16 protein-coding genes are annotated in these 15,977 nt (G+C 57.7%); all 16 read left to right on the top strand.

What is annotated here, in order from left to right; all coding sequences use genetic code 11:
• Position 1: 1 nt before the first annotated feature.
• From Q1J79_RS15395 to Q1J79_RS15320, 16 genes are read left to right on the top strand one after another with little or no spacing between them, the layout of a single operon-like run.
• Entirely contained in the window at positions 2 to 1,147 is a 1,146-nt protein-coding gene (locus Q1J79_RS15395) for a DegT/DnrJ/EryC1/StrS aminotransferase family protein (protein ID WP_300302067.1), read from the top strand.
• On the top strand, positions 1,144 to 2,172 hold the full coding sequence (locus Q1J79_RS15390) for an NAD(P)-dependent oxidoreductase (protein ID WP_300302065.1): 1,029 nt from the start codon (positions 1,144 to 1,146) through the stop codon (positions 2,170 to 2,172). The genes Q1J79_RS15395 and Q1J79_RS15390 overlap by 4 nt, the downstream gene beginning before the upstream one ends.
• Before the next feature lie 59 nt (positions 2,173 to 2,231).
• Positions 2,232 to 3,242, top strand: coding sequence for an N-acetylneuraminate synthase family protein (locus tag Q1J79_RS15385; RefSeq protein WP_300302062.1), 1,011 nt, complete (start codon positions 2,232 to 2,234; stop codon positions 3,240 to 3,242).
• Between the two features lie 6 nt (positions 3,243 to 3,248).
• A complete protein-coding gene (gene asnB, locus Q1J79_RS15380; protein ID WP_300302059.1) occupies positions 3,249 to 5,111 on the top strand; it encodes an asparagine synthase (glutamine-hydrolyzing) in 1,863 nt (620 codons plus the stop codon).
• Entirely contained in the window at positions 5,108 to 5,734 is a 627-nt protein-coding gene (gene hisH, locus Q1J79_RS15375; protein WP_300302055.1) for an imidazole glycerol phosphate synthase subunit HisH, read from the top strand. The genes asnB and hisH overlap by 4 nt, the downstream gene beginning before the upstream one ends.
• A gap of 8 nt (positions 5,735 to 5,742) precedes the next feature.
• Complete coding sequence (gene hisF / locus Q1J79_RS15370; RefSeq protein ID WP_300302052.1) at positions 5,743 to 6,480, top strand: imidazole glycerol phosphate synthase subunit HisF; 738 nt, start codon at positions 5,743 to 5,745, stop codon at positions 6,478 to 6,480.
• Between the two features lie 13 nt (positions 6,481 to 6,493).
• Positions 6,494 to 7,603, top strand: coding sequence for an N-acetyl sugar amidotransferase (locus Q1J79_RS15365; RefSeq protein WP_300302049.1), 1,110 nt, complete (start codon positions 6,494 to 6,496; stop codon positions 7,601 to 7,603).
• A 3-nt stretch (positions 7,604 to 7,606) separates the two neighbouring features.
• Positions 7,607 to 8,473: a class I SAM-dependent methyltransferase gene (locus Q1J79_RS15360; RefSeq protein ID WP_300302046.1), complete on the top strand. Its 867-nt coding sequence runs from the start codon at positions 7,607 to 7,609 to the stop codon at positions 8,471 to 8,473.
• Positions 8,466 to 9,242 carry a GNAT family N-acetyltransferase gene (locus Q1J79_RS15355; protein ID WP_300302043.1) on the top strand — a complete coding sequence of 259 codons (777 nt, stop codon included), beginning with the start codon at positions 8,466 to 8,468 and terminating at the stop codon, positions 9,240 to 9,242. The genes Q1J79_RS15360 and Q1J79_RS15355 overlap by 8 nt, the downstream gene beginning before the upstream one ends.
• A gap of 16 nt (positions 9,243 to 9,258) precedes the next feature.
• Positions 9,259 to 10,542 (top strand): DegT/DnrJ/EryC1/StrS aminotransferase family protein, encoded by a 1,284-nt coding sequence (locus Q1J79_RS15350; RefSeq protein ID WP_300302041.1) that lies wholly within the window; start codon positions 9,259 to 9,261, stop codon positions 10,540 to 10,542.
• 19 nt (positions 10,543 to 10,561) lie between these two features.
• Positions 10,562 to 11,308: a glycosyltransferase family protein gene (locus Q1J79_RS15345; protein WP_300302038.1), complete on the top strand. Its 747-nt coding sequence runs from the start codon at positions 10,562 to 10,564 to the stop codon at positions 11,306 to 11,308.
• Positions 11,308 to 12,330: a Gfo/Idh/MocA family oxidoreductase gene (locus Q1J79_RS15340; protein WP_300302035.1), complete on the top strand. Its 1,023-nt coding sequence runs from the start codon at positions 11,308 to 11,310 to the stop codon at positions 12,328 to 12,330. Before Q1J79_RS15345 ends, Q1J79_RS15340 begins: the two co-directional genes overlap by 1 nt.
• Positions 12,331 to 12,332: 2 nt before the next feature.
• The gene (locus tag Q1J79_RS15335) at positions 12,333 to 13,427 is read left to right on the top strand and encodes a hypothetical protein (RefSeq protein WP_300302032.1); all 1,095 of its coding nucleotides are present in this window, start codon (positions 12,333 to 12,335) and stop codon (positions 13,425 to 13,427) included.
• Between the two features lie 3 nt (positions 13,428 to 13,430).
• Positions 13,431 to 13,955 carry a GNAT family N-acetyltransferase gene (locus tag Q1J79_RS15330; protein WP_300302030.1) on the top strand — a complete coding sequence of 175 codons (525 nt, stop codon included), beginning with the start codon at positions 13,431 to 13,433 and terminating at the stop codon, positions 13,953 to 13,955.
• A gap of 13 nt (positions 13,956 to 13,968) precedes the next feature.
• The gene (locus tag Q1J79_RS15325) at positions 13,969 to 15,150 is read left to right on the top strand and encodes an acylneuraminate cytidylyltransferase (protein WP_300302028.1); all 1,182 of its coding nucleotides are present in this window, start codon (positions 13,969 to 13,971) and stop codon (positions 15,148 to 15,150) included.
• A complete protein-coding gene (locus Q1J79_RS15320) occupies positions 15,147 to 15,974 on the top strand; it encodes a sugar phosphate isomerase/epimerase (RefSeq protein ID WP_300302026.1) in 828 nt (275 codons plus the stop codon). Before Q1J79_RS15325 ends, Q1J79_RS15320 begins: the two co-directional genes overlap by 4 nt.
• Positions 15,975 to 15,977 lie beyond the last annotated feature (3 nt).

Raw genomic sequence — 15,977 nt, 5'->3', positions numbered from 1 at the left:
AATGACGATTCCCTTTGGAAAACCCATGATAGGCGACGAAGAACGCGCCGCCGTGCTGGATGTCATGTCCGGCCCGATACTGGTGCATGGACCGCGCGCGACACAATTCGAAAATGATTTTGCCGCCTGGACCGGATCCCCCCATGCAATTACCGTTTCGTCCTGTACGGCCGGCATGCATCTGGTTTGGTTTACTCTTGGCATCGGTCAGGGCGACGAGGTCATAGTTCCGGCGCAGACACATGCAGCAACTTCGCATACCGTTCTGCTGACCGGCGCGACGCCGGTCTTTGTCGACTCTGAGGCAGAAACCGGCAACATTAATATCGAAGCCATCGCCGCGGCCATCGGGCCACGCACCAAGGCCATTGCCGTAGTTCATTACCTCGGAATGCCCGTCGACATGACGCCGGTCATGGCGCTGGCGAAGCGCCATGGGCTCTTTGTGCTCGAAGATTGCGCGCTGGCCGTTGGCACCCGACTGGATGACATCCATGCGGGCATGCTGGGCGATGTCGGGGTATTCTCGTTTTACCCGGTCAAACACATGACCACCGCCGAAGGCGGCATGATCATCACCAAGCATGCCGACCTCGCTGCAAAACTCCGCATCAAGAAGGCCTTCGGCGTTGACAAGGCGATGCACGAACGCAAAGTGCCAGGCATCTATGATGTCGTCGACCTCGGTTACAATTACCGCATGAATGAAATCCAGGCCGCCATCGGTATCGAACAACTGAAAAAAGTCAGCAATTTCCTGGACCGGCGCGCAGAGAATTTCGCGGCTCTCGACGCCGGCCTGCGTGACGTTGAGCCTCTGCAATTGTTCCGCGCTGATGGCGGCCGCTTCAAATCAAGCCACTACTGCTTCAATATGATGCTGCCAGAATCCTGGGCCGCGCGACGTACGGACATCATCCTCAAGCTGAATGCCCGTGGCATTGGCACCAGCGTCCACTACCCGGGCCCGGTGCCACAGATGTCGTATTACAGGGAGAAATTCGGCCACAAGCCATCCGACCATCCGGTTGCCGGGTGGATCAGCACATGCTCCATCGCACTGCCTGTTGGCCCTCACCTGAATCGCAATGACATGTCCCGCATCGTGGATGCCGTAAAAACCGTTATCAACGAGGTATCGAAATGACGTTCCCCATCGCAAACCGCCGCATTGCCCTCATCGGCGGGGCCGGATTTATTGGCCACCATCTTGCCCTGAAACTCAAAGAACTTGGCGCCGACGTTCACGTGATAGACAGCCTGCAGGTGAACAACCTCTATGCCTTCGGCCGCGCCCAGGGCGACATTGTCAATCGCGACCTCTACATCGACATCACGTCGGAGCGCCTCGACCTACTGCGCAACGCTCGGGTTCCCCTGCACCTGCAGGATGCGCGCGAGTACCACGCCCTTACCAGCGTGCTGAAGGACATAAAGCCCGAAGTCGTCGTCCAGCTTGCCGCCGTGGCGCATGCCGGCAAATCAAACAAGGATCCCTACAGCACCTTCGACCATAGCCTCCGCACCCTCGAAAACGCCCTCGACTACAGCCGCGGCAACGTCGAGCATTTCATCTTCTTCTCGTCGAGCATGGTGTATGGCAACTTCATGGACGATTCCGTCTCGGAAGAAACCTCCTGTGAACCGCTAGGCATCTATGGCGCCTTGAAATTCGCCGGGGAAAAAATGGTCATCGCCTATAATCAGGTCTTCGGGCTGCCTTACACGATCATTCGGCCATCCGCGCTTTACGGGGAACGCTGCGTCAGCCGCCGGGTTGGCCAGATATTCATTGAAAACGCCATTCAGGGCTCGGATGTCGTCGTACATGGCGACGGTTCCGATCGGCTTGATTTCACTTATATCGGCGATCTGGTCGATGGTATCGTCAAGACGGTAGAGCGCAAGGAAGCGCGCAACCAGATTTTCAACATGACTTATGGGTCGGCCCGCTCGATCAGCGAAATGGCCCAGATAATCGAGACGCACTTCCCGGACGTTACCGTGCAGTACAAGGAAAAAGACGCCTTAATGCCCGAACGCGGCACGCTGAATGTGGATAAGGCCAAGAAGCTGATCGGTTATGAGCCGAAGTGGCCGCTCGAAAAAGGCTATGTCCGGTATATCGAATGGTACAAGCAGAAGTTCGGAAGAGCGTCAAAGCAGAACTGAGCATGGATGTCCTGCTCGGTGTTCGGAATCCGCGTATTTCCAGAAGGTAGCAAGCAAACATGAACCTGTTTGGGAAAGACCTGGATAGCGAAACCGTCTTCGTGGCCGAGATCGGGGTAAACCACGAAGGCGACATTGCCGCGGCAAAGCGCATGATAAGCTTGGCCAAGGAAGCGGGGGCGCATGCGGCCAAGCTGCAGAGCTATACGCCGGCACGCTATGCCACGGCATCGGACCCAGAACGGTTGAAGCGGGTGACCCAGTTTTCCCTGACGGAAGAGCAACACCGCCAGCTTGCAGACCATGCCAGACTTACGGAACTGCCGCTATTCTCAACACCTCTCACTGAAGATTGGGTGCCGCTCCTGTCCGAGCTTTTTCCAGTCATCAAGATCGCCTCGGGAGATATCACATTCCGCCCCGTGCTTTCGGCCGCGGCCCGTACTGGCAAACCGATCATACTCTCCACGGGCGGCAGCACTTTTGATGAAATCAACCAGGCCATTGCATGGCTGCGAGATGAAATCGGAGACGAGGCGCTTACTGACAGAATCATGATTCTGCAATGCACTTCATCATATCCGTGCCCCGTGGATGAGGTGAACCTCGCCAGTATCCCGTTTCTGGCCGAGAAAACGGGGCTTCGCGTCGGTTTTTCCAACCATATGATCGGCCTGGAGGCCTGCTTCGCCGCGATTGCGCTCGGAGCCGGCCTGATCGAAGCGCATTTTACCGACAGTAGAAGCGGCCGGAGCTTTCGCGACCATGAATTATCGCTTGAGCCTGCGGAGTTCGCACGTTTGGTTTCTGAAGGGCCGAAGTGGCGATCAATGCGTGGCCATGTTGGAAAGATCGTACAGCCATCCGAAGTTTCGGTGAGGCCGGCCATACGCAAGGGCGTGATTGCTTCGCATGCACTGAAGCCCGGCGACGTCCTGTCCCTTCAGAATCTCGCCTATGCGCGGCCCGCGACGGAATTCGCTGCCAGTGAGCTCCCTACGCTGATTGGCCGACGCCTGAAGGCGCCCGTTGGCAGCGGCGAGCTTATTCGGAAGGCCGATCTGGAATAAACTGCAATGTGCGGAATTGCCGGGGTCATAGGTCATACGCCGCCTGCGGTTGACGCCCAGGAGCGCGCGCTGCATACCATGCAGCATCGCGGCCCTGACGGATTCGGCCGCTGGACAGGCCGCCTCCGCGATGATTCGGTCACCCTGCTTCACACCCGGCTTGCGATCATTGATCTCGACCAAAGGTCGGCGCAGCCGTTCGCGGCAGATGATTGTGTGCTGGCGTACAACGGTGAAATCTACAATTTTCCGGAACTGCGCCAGGAACTGGAAGCCCTGGGACAACAGTTTTCCACCTCATCTGATACCGAGGTTGTGCTTCGCGCCTATCGAGTCTGGGGACCGGATTGCGTCAGCCGGTTCGAAGGAATGTGGGCTCTTGCGCTCGTCGATCTGCGGGAGCAGCGGATATGGATGAGCCGCGACCGCTTCGGCGAAAAGCCGTTGTTTGTCGCACACTGGGACAATCGATTGTACTTCGCCTCCGAGGTGAAGACGCTCAGCGCGCTGGCTAATCGCAAGCCGGTGGTGAACCCACGGCAGCTGCAGCGCTATCTGGTCAACGGCTACAAGTCCCTGTGGAAGCAGCAGGAAACATTCTGGCGGGATGTAGAGGAATTCCCCGCAGGCTGTTCCGCCGTGTTTTCCGACGCCGCCGGCTACAGGCCTGCCCCATACTGGAAGCTCTCGTATGCCCCCGTGGCCATGACAAGGGCCGAGGCTGTGGCCGGCGTAGCCGATCATTTAAGTGAAGCCGTCCGTCTGTGCCTGCGATCCGATGTCCGCCTGGCGTTCTGCCTGTCAGGCGGAATCGATTCTGGTGTCTTGGCCTCGATTGCCGCGCGGAAATTCGGCCGCGACATTCAGACATTCTCGATCGTCGACACCGACGAACGATACGATGAAAGCGACAATATAAAATCGGTCGTCGCGGCACTGGGGTGCCGGAACACGGTCATCCACACCAGTCGCGAGGGCTTCATCGACCGCCTGCAACGCCAGGTGATCGCTCATGATGCCCCCGTGGCCACGATTTCCTATTACATTCACGACTTCCTGTCCGAGGCGATTGGCGCCAGCGGGTATAAAGTGGCCATTTCCGGCACCGGCGCGGATGAGATATTCACGGGATATTATGATCATTACGCTTTCTGGCTGGCGACGCAGCGCGACCGCCACGATTTCGAAGACCTGCTGAAAGACTGGCGCGACGGCTTTGGGAAATTTGTTCGCAATCCGCATCTGCAAAACCCGCGCGTGTTCATCGAAACGCCGGCCGAACGGCGCCATATATATCTCGATCGCGGCATTTTTAACAATTTGATGATCGCGCCTCTTTCCGAAGATTTTTGCGAGCAAAGCTATGCATCGGATACCCTTCGCTCCCGCATGCTCAACGAAATCTTTCACGAATCCGTTCCGGTCATGCTGCATGAGGACGACCTGAATTCGATGAGTCACTCAGTGGAGAATCGATCACCATTTCTTAATCGAGCACTTGTCGAATTTATGTACCAGGTTCCCACGCAGCATCTCGTTGACGCCGGCTACACCAAATCGCTGCTACGGGATTCCGTGGCCGGCCTCCTGCCCGATCCAGTCAGGCTTGATCGGCGCAAGAAGGGCTTCAACGCATCGATTACGTCCCTGATAGATACCACTGATTCTGCGGCACGGGACTGGATGCTTGATAGCAGCAGCGCCATCTTCGACTATATCGCTCGCGATCGCTTCGTCGCCTTCCTTGATGGCGACTTCGACAGCAACGCGAGGTCAAAATTCCTGTTCTCATTCCTTTCAGCCAAGGCATTCCTCGACAGCCCGCTGGCCCTTGGCACGCCTCAAACACTTATAGGAGATGCCGCGTGACAACGGTTGCCATTGTCGATTTCGGCATGGGCAATATCGTTTCCGTTGCTGCTGCAGTGGAGAAGCTTGGTTGTCGCTCTGTCGTGACTAGCACTCCATCGGAAATAGCCGCCGCCGATCGCATCATTCTCCCTGGAGTCGGCGCCTTCGGCGACGCAATGCGCAACCTGCATGAACGCGGCCTCGTACCCGCGCTGCGCCATCTGGTTGAGAAAGAGCACAAGCCGATCCTAGGTATCTGCCTTGGTGCGCAGCTGATATGCAACGAAAGCGAAGAGTTCGGGCGCCATGAAGGGTTCGGCTGGATCGACGCCATGGTGACGCGGCTGGATTCGAAGCCCGGCTGCCGCATACCGCATGTCGGGTGGAACGGCTTTAGCCGGCGCCGCGACAGCTGCCTGCTCAGGGGAATACCCGAGGATGCTTTGTTTTATTATGTCCACAGCTTCGGGATTCAGTGCCAATCGGAGCAATCCCTGATCGCGGACTGCGAATATGGCACCCGCTTTGCCGCGATTATTGAATCCGGCAATGTTTTTGGAACCCAGTTCCACCCAGAGAAGAGCCAGCGATACGGCCTTGCCGTCCTCAATAATTTCCTCAATGAGGATCTTGTATGCTGAGGAGCCGGTTGATTACCGTTCTGACCATCAATGGCGGGGTCCTGTTCCGGACCAAGACCTTCACGCCAGACTACAGATACACGCATAATTTCGTGGATGGCTGGCTTGTCGATGAGATCATCCTGCTGGATGTGACCCGGCCGGGCACCGCCCCGACGGGCGCGACATCGTTCGAAAGCGTAGTGAGCGCCGTGGCCAAACGATCATTTGTCCCGCTTGCCGTTGGCGGGGGCATCCGCAGTCTTGATGATGCCCGGCGGTTTATGGCGCTGGGTGCCGATAAGGTCGTGATCAACTCCGGCGCCATAGACAGGCCGGAACTGATCAGTGAAATTGCCCGTGTTTATGGCTCACAATGCGTGGTTCTCTCCATAGATACGCGCAAGACAGAACTCGGTAACGAGGTTTTCAGCCACTTTGGCAGCAAACCCTCCGGAATGAGCGCTAGCGAGTGGGCGCGGCAGGGCGCCCAACTGGGTGCCGGAGAAATCATGCTGAATTCGATCGAACGCGACGGCTCCCTGGAAGGCTACGACATTCCCCTTTGCCGCGAAGTTACATCGGCTGTCGATGTGCCGGTTCAAATCTGTGGCGGCGCCGGAGCATGGCCGCATTTCGTGCAGGGAATCCTTTCCGGGGGCGCCTCGGCCGTTTGCACGACCAATATCTATCATTTCACCGAAACAAGCATTCAGAGCGCGAAAGCCTTCATGAGCAAGGCCGGCATTCCGGTTCGGTTATCGTAAGGAAGAGAGCATCGTGATCCTTTTCTGCAAGAAGTGCCTGATGCCAAACACGCGGCCGCGCGTTCAGTTTGATGCTGATGGCATCTGCAACGCCTGTCACAACGCAGAGCAAAAGCTGCAAATCGACTGGGATGACCGCAAGAAGCAATTTTTGGAATATGTCGAAAGATTCCGCCCCAGCCAGGGTCCCTATGACTGCATAGTCCCATGGTCTGGAGGGAAGGATTCGAGCTACATCGCGCACAGGCTCAAATTCGAATTTGGATTAAACCCCCTGCTGGTCACGTTCTCTCCCCTGATTCCCAATGAAGTGGGGCAAATCAACCGGGAGACCTTCCTCGGCCTTGGATTCGATCAGATTATGGTGCGCCCCAATCAGAAGGTTGCGCGCCGCCTGGCACGACGCTTTTTCCGCGAGCGCGGCAATCCGAAGGTGGCCTGGGATGCCGGCGTGAATACCGTGCCGGTGCAGATTGCCGTCCGCTTCAACATTCCGCTGATCTTTTATGCGGAACATGGTGAAAGCGAATATGGCGGGCGCGTCCTGTCGGAAGAATCGAAGAAGATCCGGGATTTCACTGAAGTCCTGGAGCATCAGATCGGCGATGACCCGCGCAACTGGGTTGATGACGAAATCAATGAACACGACCTTGCGCCTTATATCTATCCCGAACAATCAGAGATCGACCGCGTTGGCGTAAAGGCTATGTACTTTGCCTATTTCTTCCGCTGGTCAATGCTGGAGAATTATCGGTACATCAGCAAAGTGATGCCCTTCGCAACCGAGCCGAAAGGCCGCTGTGATGGCACGTTTACCAACTTCGACAGCTTGGACGACAAGATTGACAATCTTTATTACTATCTGCAGTTCATAAAATTCGGCTTCGGCAGAGCGACGCGCGATGCATGCCGGATGATCCAGAACGGCCAGATGACGCGTGAAGAAGGCCTTGAGCTAGCTCGCAAGTATGACGACGAGTTCCCCCAGACCCATTTCAACAGCCACCTTGAATATCTTGGCCTCAGCGAGCCGGAATTTCATGCCATTATTGACCAGCACCGAAATCCCGAATTATGGGAACACCGCGGCAATGCCTGGAAGCTGCGCTACACACTGGAATAAGCCATGACCAATCTAACCGTCTTTTCCTGCGACCTTTGCGGCAGCGCCGAAGCATCCGAGATTCCGGAAGCTCGGCATTACACGGGCGGGCACCCCCTGCATGTGTGTCGTAGTTGCGGCTTCGTTTTCGTGCGACAGCGCCGTTCGGCCGAAGCAATCGCGGCAAGCTGGTCAAACGATCTGTTTGGCGCCAAATATACGGCGCGCATCCCCGCGGTTGTCGCCCGTCAGACCTTTGTTGCTGAAATGCTTGATCAGGCCGTCAGTTTGGCCGGCAAATCCGTTTGCGATATTGGCGCGGGCGAGGGATCTTTCCTGGAGATGATCCGCGACGGCCGATATGGCGCCGACGTCTTCGGAATTGAGCCTTCTCCCGGCAATGGAAAGCTGATGGCAGGCATGGGAATACCCCACCATGTCGGTACGATTGAAACTTACATGGCTTCCGACAGCAAACGGCGCTTTGACGTTGCCGCCATCATGTGGACGCTGGAAAATTGCCAGGACTGCCTTGGAATGCTCAGGTCCGCGGCCGAAATGCTCAAGCCTGGTGGGCATGTGGTGGTATCGACGGGCAGCCGCATTCTTGTTCCATTCAAGAAGCCATTGCACTACTATCTGGGCACCAATGAACCCGATACGCACGCCTTCCGGTTCTCGGCAAACAGCCTGAAACGCGCGCTGCTGCTTTCCGGTTTCACGCCGCGCCACATCAATCGGTTCATAGACCATGATGTTCTCTGCATCATTGCAGAGAAATCCCATGAACCGCTTATTCCAGATACGTTGCCATCCGATGACCCGGATGCGGTGCTCGATTTCTTTGCACGCTGGCACCATGAGACCCAGGAGTTTTTCAGGCTTGCCTGAAACAGAACGCATCGCCGCTGGACTGTTGCTCGAACAGTCCGCCTTCGAAAGCGAAATATATGGCCGTCCGGCTGCCAGGCTGTTGCTCGATCAGGACGCGGGCAATCTGGAGCAGATCGACCGGTTTCTCGCCGGTGCCGCCCACCGATGGCAAAAAGCAGGTTACCTGCTCATCAGTTGCAGGTTACCGCAGGCACTGGATGCGAGATTGGGCGAGAAATTCGATGCCGCCGGATTTCGTAAGATCGAAACATTGGTGACGCTCGAACGACAAATCCCCGTCGCATCCGAGGGATTGCCGCGGCCTGACAAAGCTGAGCCTCGCGACTTTGACGCCTGCATAGAGTTGGCTAAATCCGCATTTAGTTACGATAGATTCCATGTCGATAGACGACTGCCTGCTTCAAAGGCCGACCAACTGAAAGCGGCATGGGTCCGCAATGCCCTGAACGGCCGGGCCGACACTGCCCTGGTGGCACGGAATGGCATAGGCGACATCGTCGGCTTCAACCTGCTGCTACGCCGAGGCAATGCTGCGATTATTGACTTGATAGCCGTTGCTGAAACCGCGCGCGGGCAGGGCTATGGGCGAAAGCTTGTCGAGGCCGGCATTGAAAGCTACCGCGGCCAGGCCCTGACCATGCGGGCAGGCACCCAGATCGACAATACCGCCTCGCTTGCATTGTACCGTCAGTGTGGTTTCCACCAGATTGAAAGCGCCATCACTCGGCACTGGGTTGCGCCCACTGCCACGGGGCTGATCCAATAACAACCGGAAAAGACCGATGACAGAACTTGCCATTCTGGGCGGCCAGCCCATTATCCCGCGTCCTTTCGCTCCCTATCGCTCACTTGGCACGGCGGAAGAGAAAGCCGTCCAGCAGGTTGTGCGTTCGGGCTGCCTGTCGGGCTTCTATGGCAGCTGGGAAAGCGGCTTCCTGGGCGGCGGCGAAGTCCAGGCTTTCGAGGCGGAATGGAAATCCCGGTTCAAAACCGGCCATGCCATTTCGGTCAATTCAGCCACGTCCGGCCTGATGGCCGCGCTGGGCGCGATTGGAATTGGTCCCGGCGACGAGATCATCGTTCCCGCCACCACCATGTCGGCTACTGCTACGGCCTGCATCGTGTATGGCGGCATTCCCGTCTTTGCAGACATCAACCCTAACACCTTTTGTCTCGATCTCGATTCAGTGCGAGAGAACCTGTCGGGCAAGACCAAGGCCATACTTGCCGTCAACCTGTTCGGCCAGGCGGCCCCCTTATCCGAACTGCGCCGCATCGCAGATGAGCGTGGCATTTTCTTGATCGAAGACAATGCCCAGGGCCCGCTTGCCACTGAAAGCGGTCGCTACTGCGGCACGATCGGCCATATTGGCGTTTTCAGCCTCAATTATCACAAGCATATTCACACCGGGGAAGGCGGCATGTGCATCACGGATGATCCGCGGCTGGCACAGCGGCTGCAGATGATCCGAAACCACGCCGAAGCCGTAGTGGAAGCTGCCGGCGTGAGCGACATCACCAACATGTTCGGCTTCAACTTCCGCCTGACCGAGCTCAGCGCCGCCATCGGCCGCGTTCAGCTGGCCGCGATCGATGAGCATGTCAACCGCCGGGAGCGATTCGCTACCCGGCTCACCGCCAACGTCGCCAACCTGGAAGGCATAATCCCGCCTCCCGTGCGGGAAAACTGCCGCCACGTATACTATGTCTGGGCTCTGCGGTGCATTTCCGAGCAGCTTGGCATCAAGCGTGACACCTTTATTGCCGCAATAGCGGCCGAAGGTGTTCCATGCTTCCCCGCATATGTCCGGCCGCTCTATCTCCTGCCCATGTTCCAGCGCCGCATCGCCATGGGCTCAGACGGCTTCCCGTTCAACCTTTCGCAGCGCACCTACGACAAAGGTCTGTGCCCGACCGCCGAGCGCCTGCACGCAGAGGAAATCGTTGGCTTCGAACCCTGTGCATGGCAGCTGGACGAATCCGATGCCGACCTTATTGGCGCCGCGATCCGTAAAGTGCACGCCCAGCGCGATAAGCTGCGGTCCCGGGAGCGCAATGCCGCCTGAGTCGCAGGGGTCAGCCCGCATGACCAGCCCCAGAATCATCGCCAGCATTGAAGCCCGGATGAGCTCGTCGAGGCTGCCTGGAAAAATGATGCTGGATATCGGCGGCATACCTGTTCTTGGTTTGCTGATCGAACGCCTCCGGCTGGTGAGCCGCATAACGGATATCGTGGTCGCCACCAGCAACAACCCGGCCGACGATCCTCTGGCTGAGTATGCAGCCCGGATAAATGCCGCCGTCTTCCGCGGGGACGAAACGGATGTCCTCAACCGTGTCGTCGCGGCACAGGCGCATATGGCCTCCGATATCGTCGTGGAGATCTGCGGCGACTGCCCCTTGATTGATCCAGACGTCGTCGACGCCGCCATCAGCCGTTTTCTTGACGGGACAGCTGACGTGGTGACGACCACCCAGCCTCAATCCTATCCGCAAGGCATGGATGTCCAGGTTTTTTCCCTTTCCGATCTAAAATGGGTCGAGGAGAACATTACCGACCCCGCTGTTCGCGAGCACGTATCATTGTATTTTTATGAGCACCCCGATCGGTATCAGATCGTCAGTCTCGCAGCCCCATCCGGCCAGGCAAGGCCGGATCTGCGTCTGCAGCTGGATTATGCGGAGGACTTCGCGCTTATCCAGGCCGTATACGGCAATCTTTCCGGTAAACAGGGAAACCGGTTCAAGCTCGATGAGATCCTCGCTTTTCTCGACGCCAATCCGGAAATCGCCCGGATAAATGCGCATTGCGAAGAACGCGCGGTCAGGTGATGGCCAAACTGAAAGCCATCCTTATTGGTTTTGGCAAAATCGGGTCCGGCTATGCATCCGACCCGCTGATGGCGCGTTATTTCCCTTATGCCTCTCACGCCCAGGTCCTGCGTGACCATCCGGCCTTTGATTGGCTTGCCGTCATTGACCCGTCCTCTGAAGCCCGCGCAGCGGCGTTGCGCGACTGGGGCATTCCCATTGCGGTAGCCGATATTTCAGACCTGCCGGCGACCATCGCTCCCGACATTGTGGTGCTTGCCTCACCACCGGAGAGCCGGACTGACAACCTGAAGCGATTCCCTTCGGCCAAACTGGCTATCGTGGAAAAACCCCTCGGACGAACGGCAGAAACCTCCTCCCGCTTCATTGACTCCTGCCACAACCTTGGCATTGCCGTTCAGGTCAACCTGTTCCGACGCGCCGAGGAGACAACCCGATATCTGGCGAACGGGGGAATGCTGGAACGCATAGGCCGGCCACAGGCGGTTTTTTCGGTCTACGGCAACGGCATGCGCAATAACGCCGTTCATATGGTTGATCTTTTCCGCATGCTATGCGGCGAAGTAACGACGGCGCAGGCATTATCAGCCCCCCGCCCATTGGCGGACGGCCCCATACCAGGCGATATCGCCCTTGCCTTCGCGCTCACCACGGCGGAAGGCACATGCTGCACATTCATGCCGCTGGACTTCGCGCATTACAGAGAAGTGGGCATGGATATATGGGGAGAACAGGGGCGGCTCGAAATCCTGCAGGAAGGCCTGCTGAACAGGATATCCCCTCGCCAGCCCCATCGCGCACTGCAGAACGCCATGGAAATTGCCAACGACAGACATGACCTTCTGCCATCCCGGTATGGACACGCCTTGTACAACATTTACGACAATGCGGTTGCATTTCTGGAACATCAAACGCCACTTGCCAGTCCCGGAAAGAGCGCCCTTGTCAACGAGATCATTCTGGATGCGGTGACCGAATCTGCGGCCAACGGTGGCATTCTGATCCGCCTGGACTCCAACTGATCATGCCACTCGACCTGCTGCTATTTGTCGAAGACCCGGGTGCCGCCAATCTTACCATTGGGATTCCCGCGGCATTCGAACGCAATGGCCGCTCTGCCGCAATCTGCGCCACCGGAAACGCCAGCGGATATCTCGAAGCGATGGGACAGCAGCATGCCGACTGCCCGGCTGGCGCGTCGCATCTTGATGAACTGCGGCCGACAGCTCTGGCCATCGGAACGTCAGAGCAGGTCGATTCCGCTGTCTTGCCTCTGGTCATCGAGGCTCGCACACGCGGCATTCCAACCATTGGGCTTATTGATGCCCCGGCAAATGCTGACCGCCGCTTCCGCGGCGATACGGATGAACCGCTGGCCTATCTGCCCGATCATTTGATTGTGGTGGATGAGACAGCTCGCGAGGCTTTTCTTCGACTGGGCGTGACGTCAAACAGGATACACGTTGCCGAGAATCCGCGATTCGAGCAGGTCCGCCGCAAAGCCCTGGAAACCACGCCCGGGCAGCAGGCAACATTGCGCCGGAAACTGGCAGGCGATGCCCGCAGACCACTGATCGTCTTTCTGTCCGAGCTATCTACCGGCCTCAATCCAGACGACTTCGCACGGAGCGGCGATTATTCTCTGCACGGGCGCGGACAATCGAAAGCCAGGACCTGCATTGTCCTGGAAGAGCTTCTCGATGCCGTCCGCGACATTGAGCCCAAACCGGCCATAATCCTCCGCCTTCATCCCAAGGATACTCGCGACGCCTATCTGCCATATACGACCGAGCTGGCCGGAATAAACATGGAAGGCGATGCCATCGACATCTGCCTTGCCGCCGATCTGGTAATCGGAATGACCACATCGCTGCTTGCCGAATGCCGGCATATGGGACAGCGGGTCATTTCCATCCTGCCACGGCGATCCGAGCAAGAGTGGCTTGCCGATACCGCGGCGGGGCGGATCAGGACCATCTGGCAGTCTGAAGACATTGCGCCGGCGATCCGCCGGATGCTGGGCGAGCCCTCCGGCACGCCGACCAGAGCCATACATGCCAGCATGTCGGATACCCTGCTGTCCCTGCTCCCCCGCATGGCGGATAAAACCCATCCTTAAGCCATGGATATTCCCCTCATACGCTGCGCGCGCCTGACATTGCTGCCCTTCGCGGAACGGCATCTGACCAACCGCTATGTCAGCTGGCTGAACGATCCCGAAGTCGTCCGCTTCAGCGAACAGCGCCACAGCCGCCACAGCGTCGAGAGCTGTGGCGTATATGCCGCCAGCTTTTCCGGTAGTTCAAACAGCTTCATTGCCATGGAAACCGAACCACACGGCCATATTGGCAATATGACCGTGACAAGGGACCTACCCAACCGTACAGCCGACCTGGCGATCATGATCGGACATCGCCCGGCCTGGGGGCAGGGTTATGCCGCGGAAGCGTGGAGCGCGATCATGCGGCACCTCCTGCAGTCGGAAAAGCTTCGCAAGGTAACGGCCGGCACCATGGCCGAAAATCATGCCATGCTGAAGTTGATGCGCAGGACAGGCATGAAGATTGAAGGGCACCGCAGCCGCCAATTCGTTCTCGATGGTCGCGAAGTAGATCTCGTTCTGGCTGCTGCATTTTCTATTCCATAGTGAGCCAGAACACATGACCACTCTCTGCATCATTCCCGCCCGCGGCGGATCAAAGCGCGTCCCCGGCAAGAACCTGATGCCTCTCGCAGGCCATCCCATGCTTGCCTATTCGATCATGCACGCGCTGGGCTCAAAGCGGGTTGATGAAGTCACGGTTTCAACCGACAACGCTGAAATTGCCAGAGTTGCGAAGCAGTTTGGCGCTTCTGTAATAGAAAGACCCGCTGAACTTTCCAATGATACGGCGACGAGTGAATCGGCACTACTTCACGTTCTTGACACCCGTAGAAGCATGGGACTGCCTGAACCGGACACTGTAGTATTCCTGCAATGCACATCGCCAGTCAGGCGAAAAGACGACATCGACAACGCGATCGAATTATTCCACAAAGAATCTGCGGACTCGGTTTTCTCCGCCTGCGAGAACAACCGCCTGATCTGGGGGATGACGCCGAACGGGCCAGTCTCGCTGACATACGACTGGAAGCAGCGCAAACGCGAGCAGGACATGGAGCATCAATATCGCGAAAATGGCTCGATATATGTCGTCAAGCCGCATCTGCTCCGCAGCACCAACAACCGTATGGGCGGACGCATTCGCGTATATGAGATGGATTACTGGAGCTCCTTTCAGGTCGACACCGAGGAGCATGCCCAGCTGATCGACTGGCTCCTGCGCAAACCAGAATACACCCTGCCACCAAGGTTGCCGCAGAAGATCGATCTGGTGGTGTTCGATTTCGATGGCGTGATGACCGACAACGCCGCTTACATAGACTCCGAAGGCAGAGAACTGGTCCGTGTACAACGTGGCGACGGACTTGGGGTCGACAGATTGCGGGCCCTGGGCATTCCGATGCTGATCCTGTCGACCGAGCGAAATCCGGTAGTTTCTGCGCGCGCTGCGAAGTTGAGAATTGATGTGGTTCAGAACGTTTCCGACAAAAAGGAGCGCCTGCAGAGCATCATTGCGGAGCGCGGCCTGGCGCCGGAGAATGTCGTGTTTGTTGGAAATGACGTAAACGACCTCGGCTGCTTCGACGTTGCCGGCTATACTGTTGCGGTTGCCGATTCCCACCCTGAGCTTCTGGAACGGGCTCGTCATGTACTGACCCTCCGCGGCGGAAATGGCGCGGTCCGCGAGTTATGCGACTTTATTGCCCAGGACATAGAGAGCCGGAAGACACCGAAATGACCGTCATCGGGATTATGCAGGGGCGCTTGTCCACCCCTGAGAACAACAGCATCCAGGCATTCCCCCGCACGTTCTGGCGCGACGAGTTCCCGCGCGCCGAAGCGGCCGGCCTGTCTTCCATCGAATGGATACATGACCGTTACGGCTTTGATTGCAATCCAATCCTGAGCGAGGCCGGACGCAACGAAATATGCGCCCTCGCGAAACGATATAATGTGGCGGTTCGTTCGGTTTGCGCCGATTGGTTCATGGAAAATCCCTTGGTCCAGTGCACCGAGCAGCAGCGCGGGGAGCGTACCGACCACCTGCGATCGCTGCTGGGCCAAGCCCGGGAAATCGGGGCGCGGCGGGTGGTGTTGCCATTCGTCGACAATTCATCCCTGTTCCGACAGCAGGACCAGCAAACGGCCCGGCAGGTTCTGTTCGCTGTCGAGGCGGATGCACGTGCTGCTGACGTGGAAATCCATCTTGAGACCGACCTGGGGCCGGCAGATTTTGCAGCATTCATTGCGGAACTGCCCACCGACCTGTTCAAGATCAATTATGATACCGGTAACAGCGCATCGCTGGGCTTCAAACCAGACGAAGAGTTTTCGGCCTATGGCGCCCGGGTCGGCAGCGTGCACATCAAGGACCGCATCAAAGGCGGCAGCACGGTACCGCTGGGCACAGGCAGCTGCGACTTTGCAGGCGTCCGGAACGGCCTGCGTGATTCCAGGTATTCTGGCGACTTTATCCTGCAGGCGGCACGCGGCCCCCTCGGCGAGGAAGTCGCGTGGGCACGGCAGAATCTTGCCTATGCTCTTAGCTGGCTGAACGGCTGATCC

The sequence above is a fragment of the Ferrovibrio sp. genome (assembly GCF_029255545.1).
GTDB lineage: Bacteria > Pseudomonadota > Alphaproteobacteria > Ferrovibrionales > Ferrovibrionaceae > Ferrovibrio.
This window is presented reverse-complemented; position numbering and strand designations above follow the sequence as displayed.

What these genes read in the sequence shown, in the direction of transcription:
- Q1J79_RS15320 (WP_300302026.1), top strand. Translation starts at nt 15,147, where the DNA reads ATGACCGTCATCGGGATTATGCAGGGGCGCTTGTCCACCCCTGAGAAC.
- asnB (WP_300302059.1), top strand. Translation starts at nt 3,249, where the DNA reads ATGTGCGGAATTGCCGGGGTCATAGGTCATACGCCGCCTGCGGTTGAC.
- Q1J79_RS15345 (WP_300302038.1), top strand. Translation starts at nt 10,562, where the DNA reads ATGACCAGCCCCAGAATCATCGCCAGCATTGAAGCCCGGATGAGCTCG.
- Q1J79_RS15385 (WP_300302062.1), top strand. Translation starts at nt 2,232, where the DNA reads ATGAACCTGTTTGGGAAAGACCTGGATAGCGAAACCGTCTTCGTGGCC.
- Q1J79_RS15390 (WP_300302065.1), top strand. Translation starts at nt 1,144, where the DNA reads ATGACGTTCCCCATCGCAAACCGCCGCATTGCCCTCATCGGCGGGGCC.
- Q1J79_RS15350 (WP_300302041.1), top strand. Translation starts at nt 9,259, where the DNA reads ATGACAGAACTTGCCATTCTGGGCGGCCAGCCCATTATCCCGCGTCCT.
- Q1J79_RS15325 (WP_300302028.1), top strand. Translation starts at nt 13,969, where the DNA reads ATGACCACTCTCTGCATCATTCCCGCCCGCGGCGGATCAAAGCGCGTC.
- Q1J79_RS15335 (WP_300302032.1), top strand. Translation starts at nt 12,333, where the DNA reads ATGCCACTCGACCTGCTGCTATTTGTCGAAGACCCGGGTGCCGCCAAT.
- Q1J79_RS15340 (WP_300302035.1), top strand. Translation starts at nt 11,308, where the DNA reads ATGGCCAAACTGAAAGCCATCCTTATTGGTTTTGGCAAAATCGGGTCC.
- Q1J79_RS15395 (WP_300302067.1), top strand. Translation starts at nt 2, where the DNA reads ATGACGATTCCCTTTGGAAAACCCATGATAGGCGACGAAGAACGCGCC.
- Q1J79_RS15360 (WP_300302046.1), top strand. Translation starts at nt 7,607, where the DNA reads ATGACCAATCTAACCGTCTTTTCCTGCGACCTTTGCGGCAGCGCCGAA.
- Q1J79_RS15330 (WP_300302030.1), top strand. Translation starts at nt 13,431, where the DNA reads ATGGATATTCCCCTCATACGCTGCGCGCGCCTGACATTGCTGCCCTTC.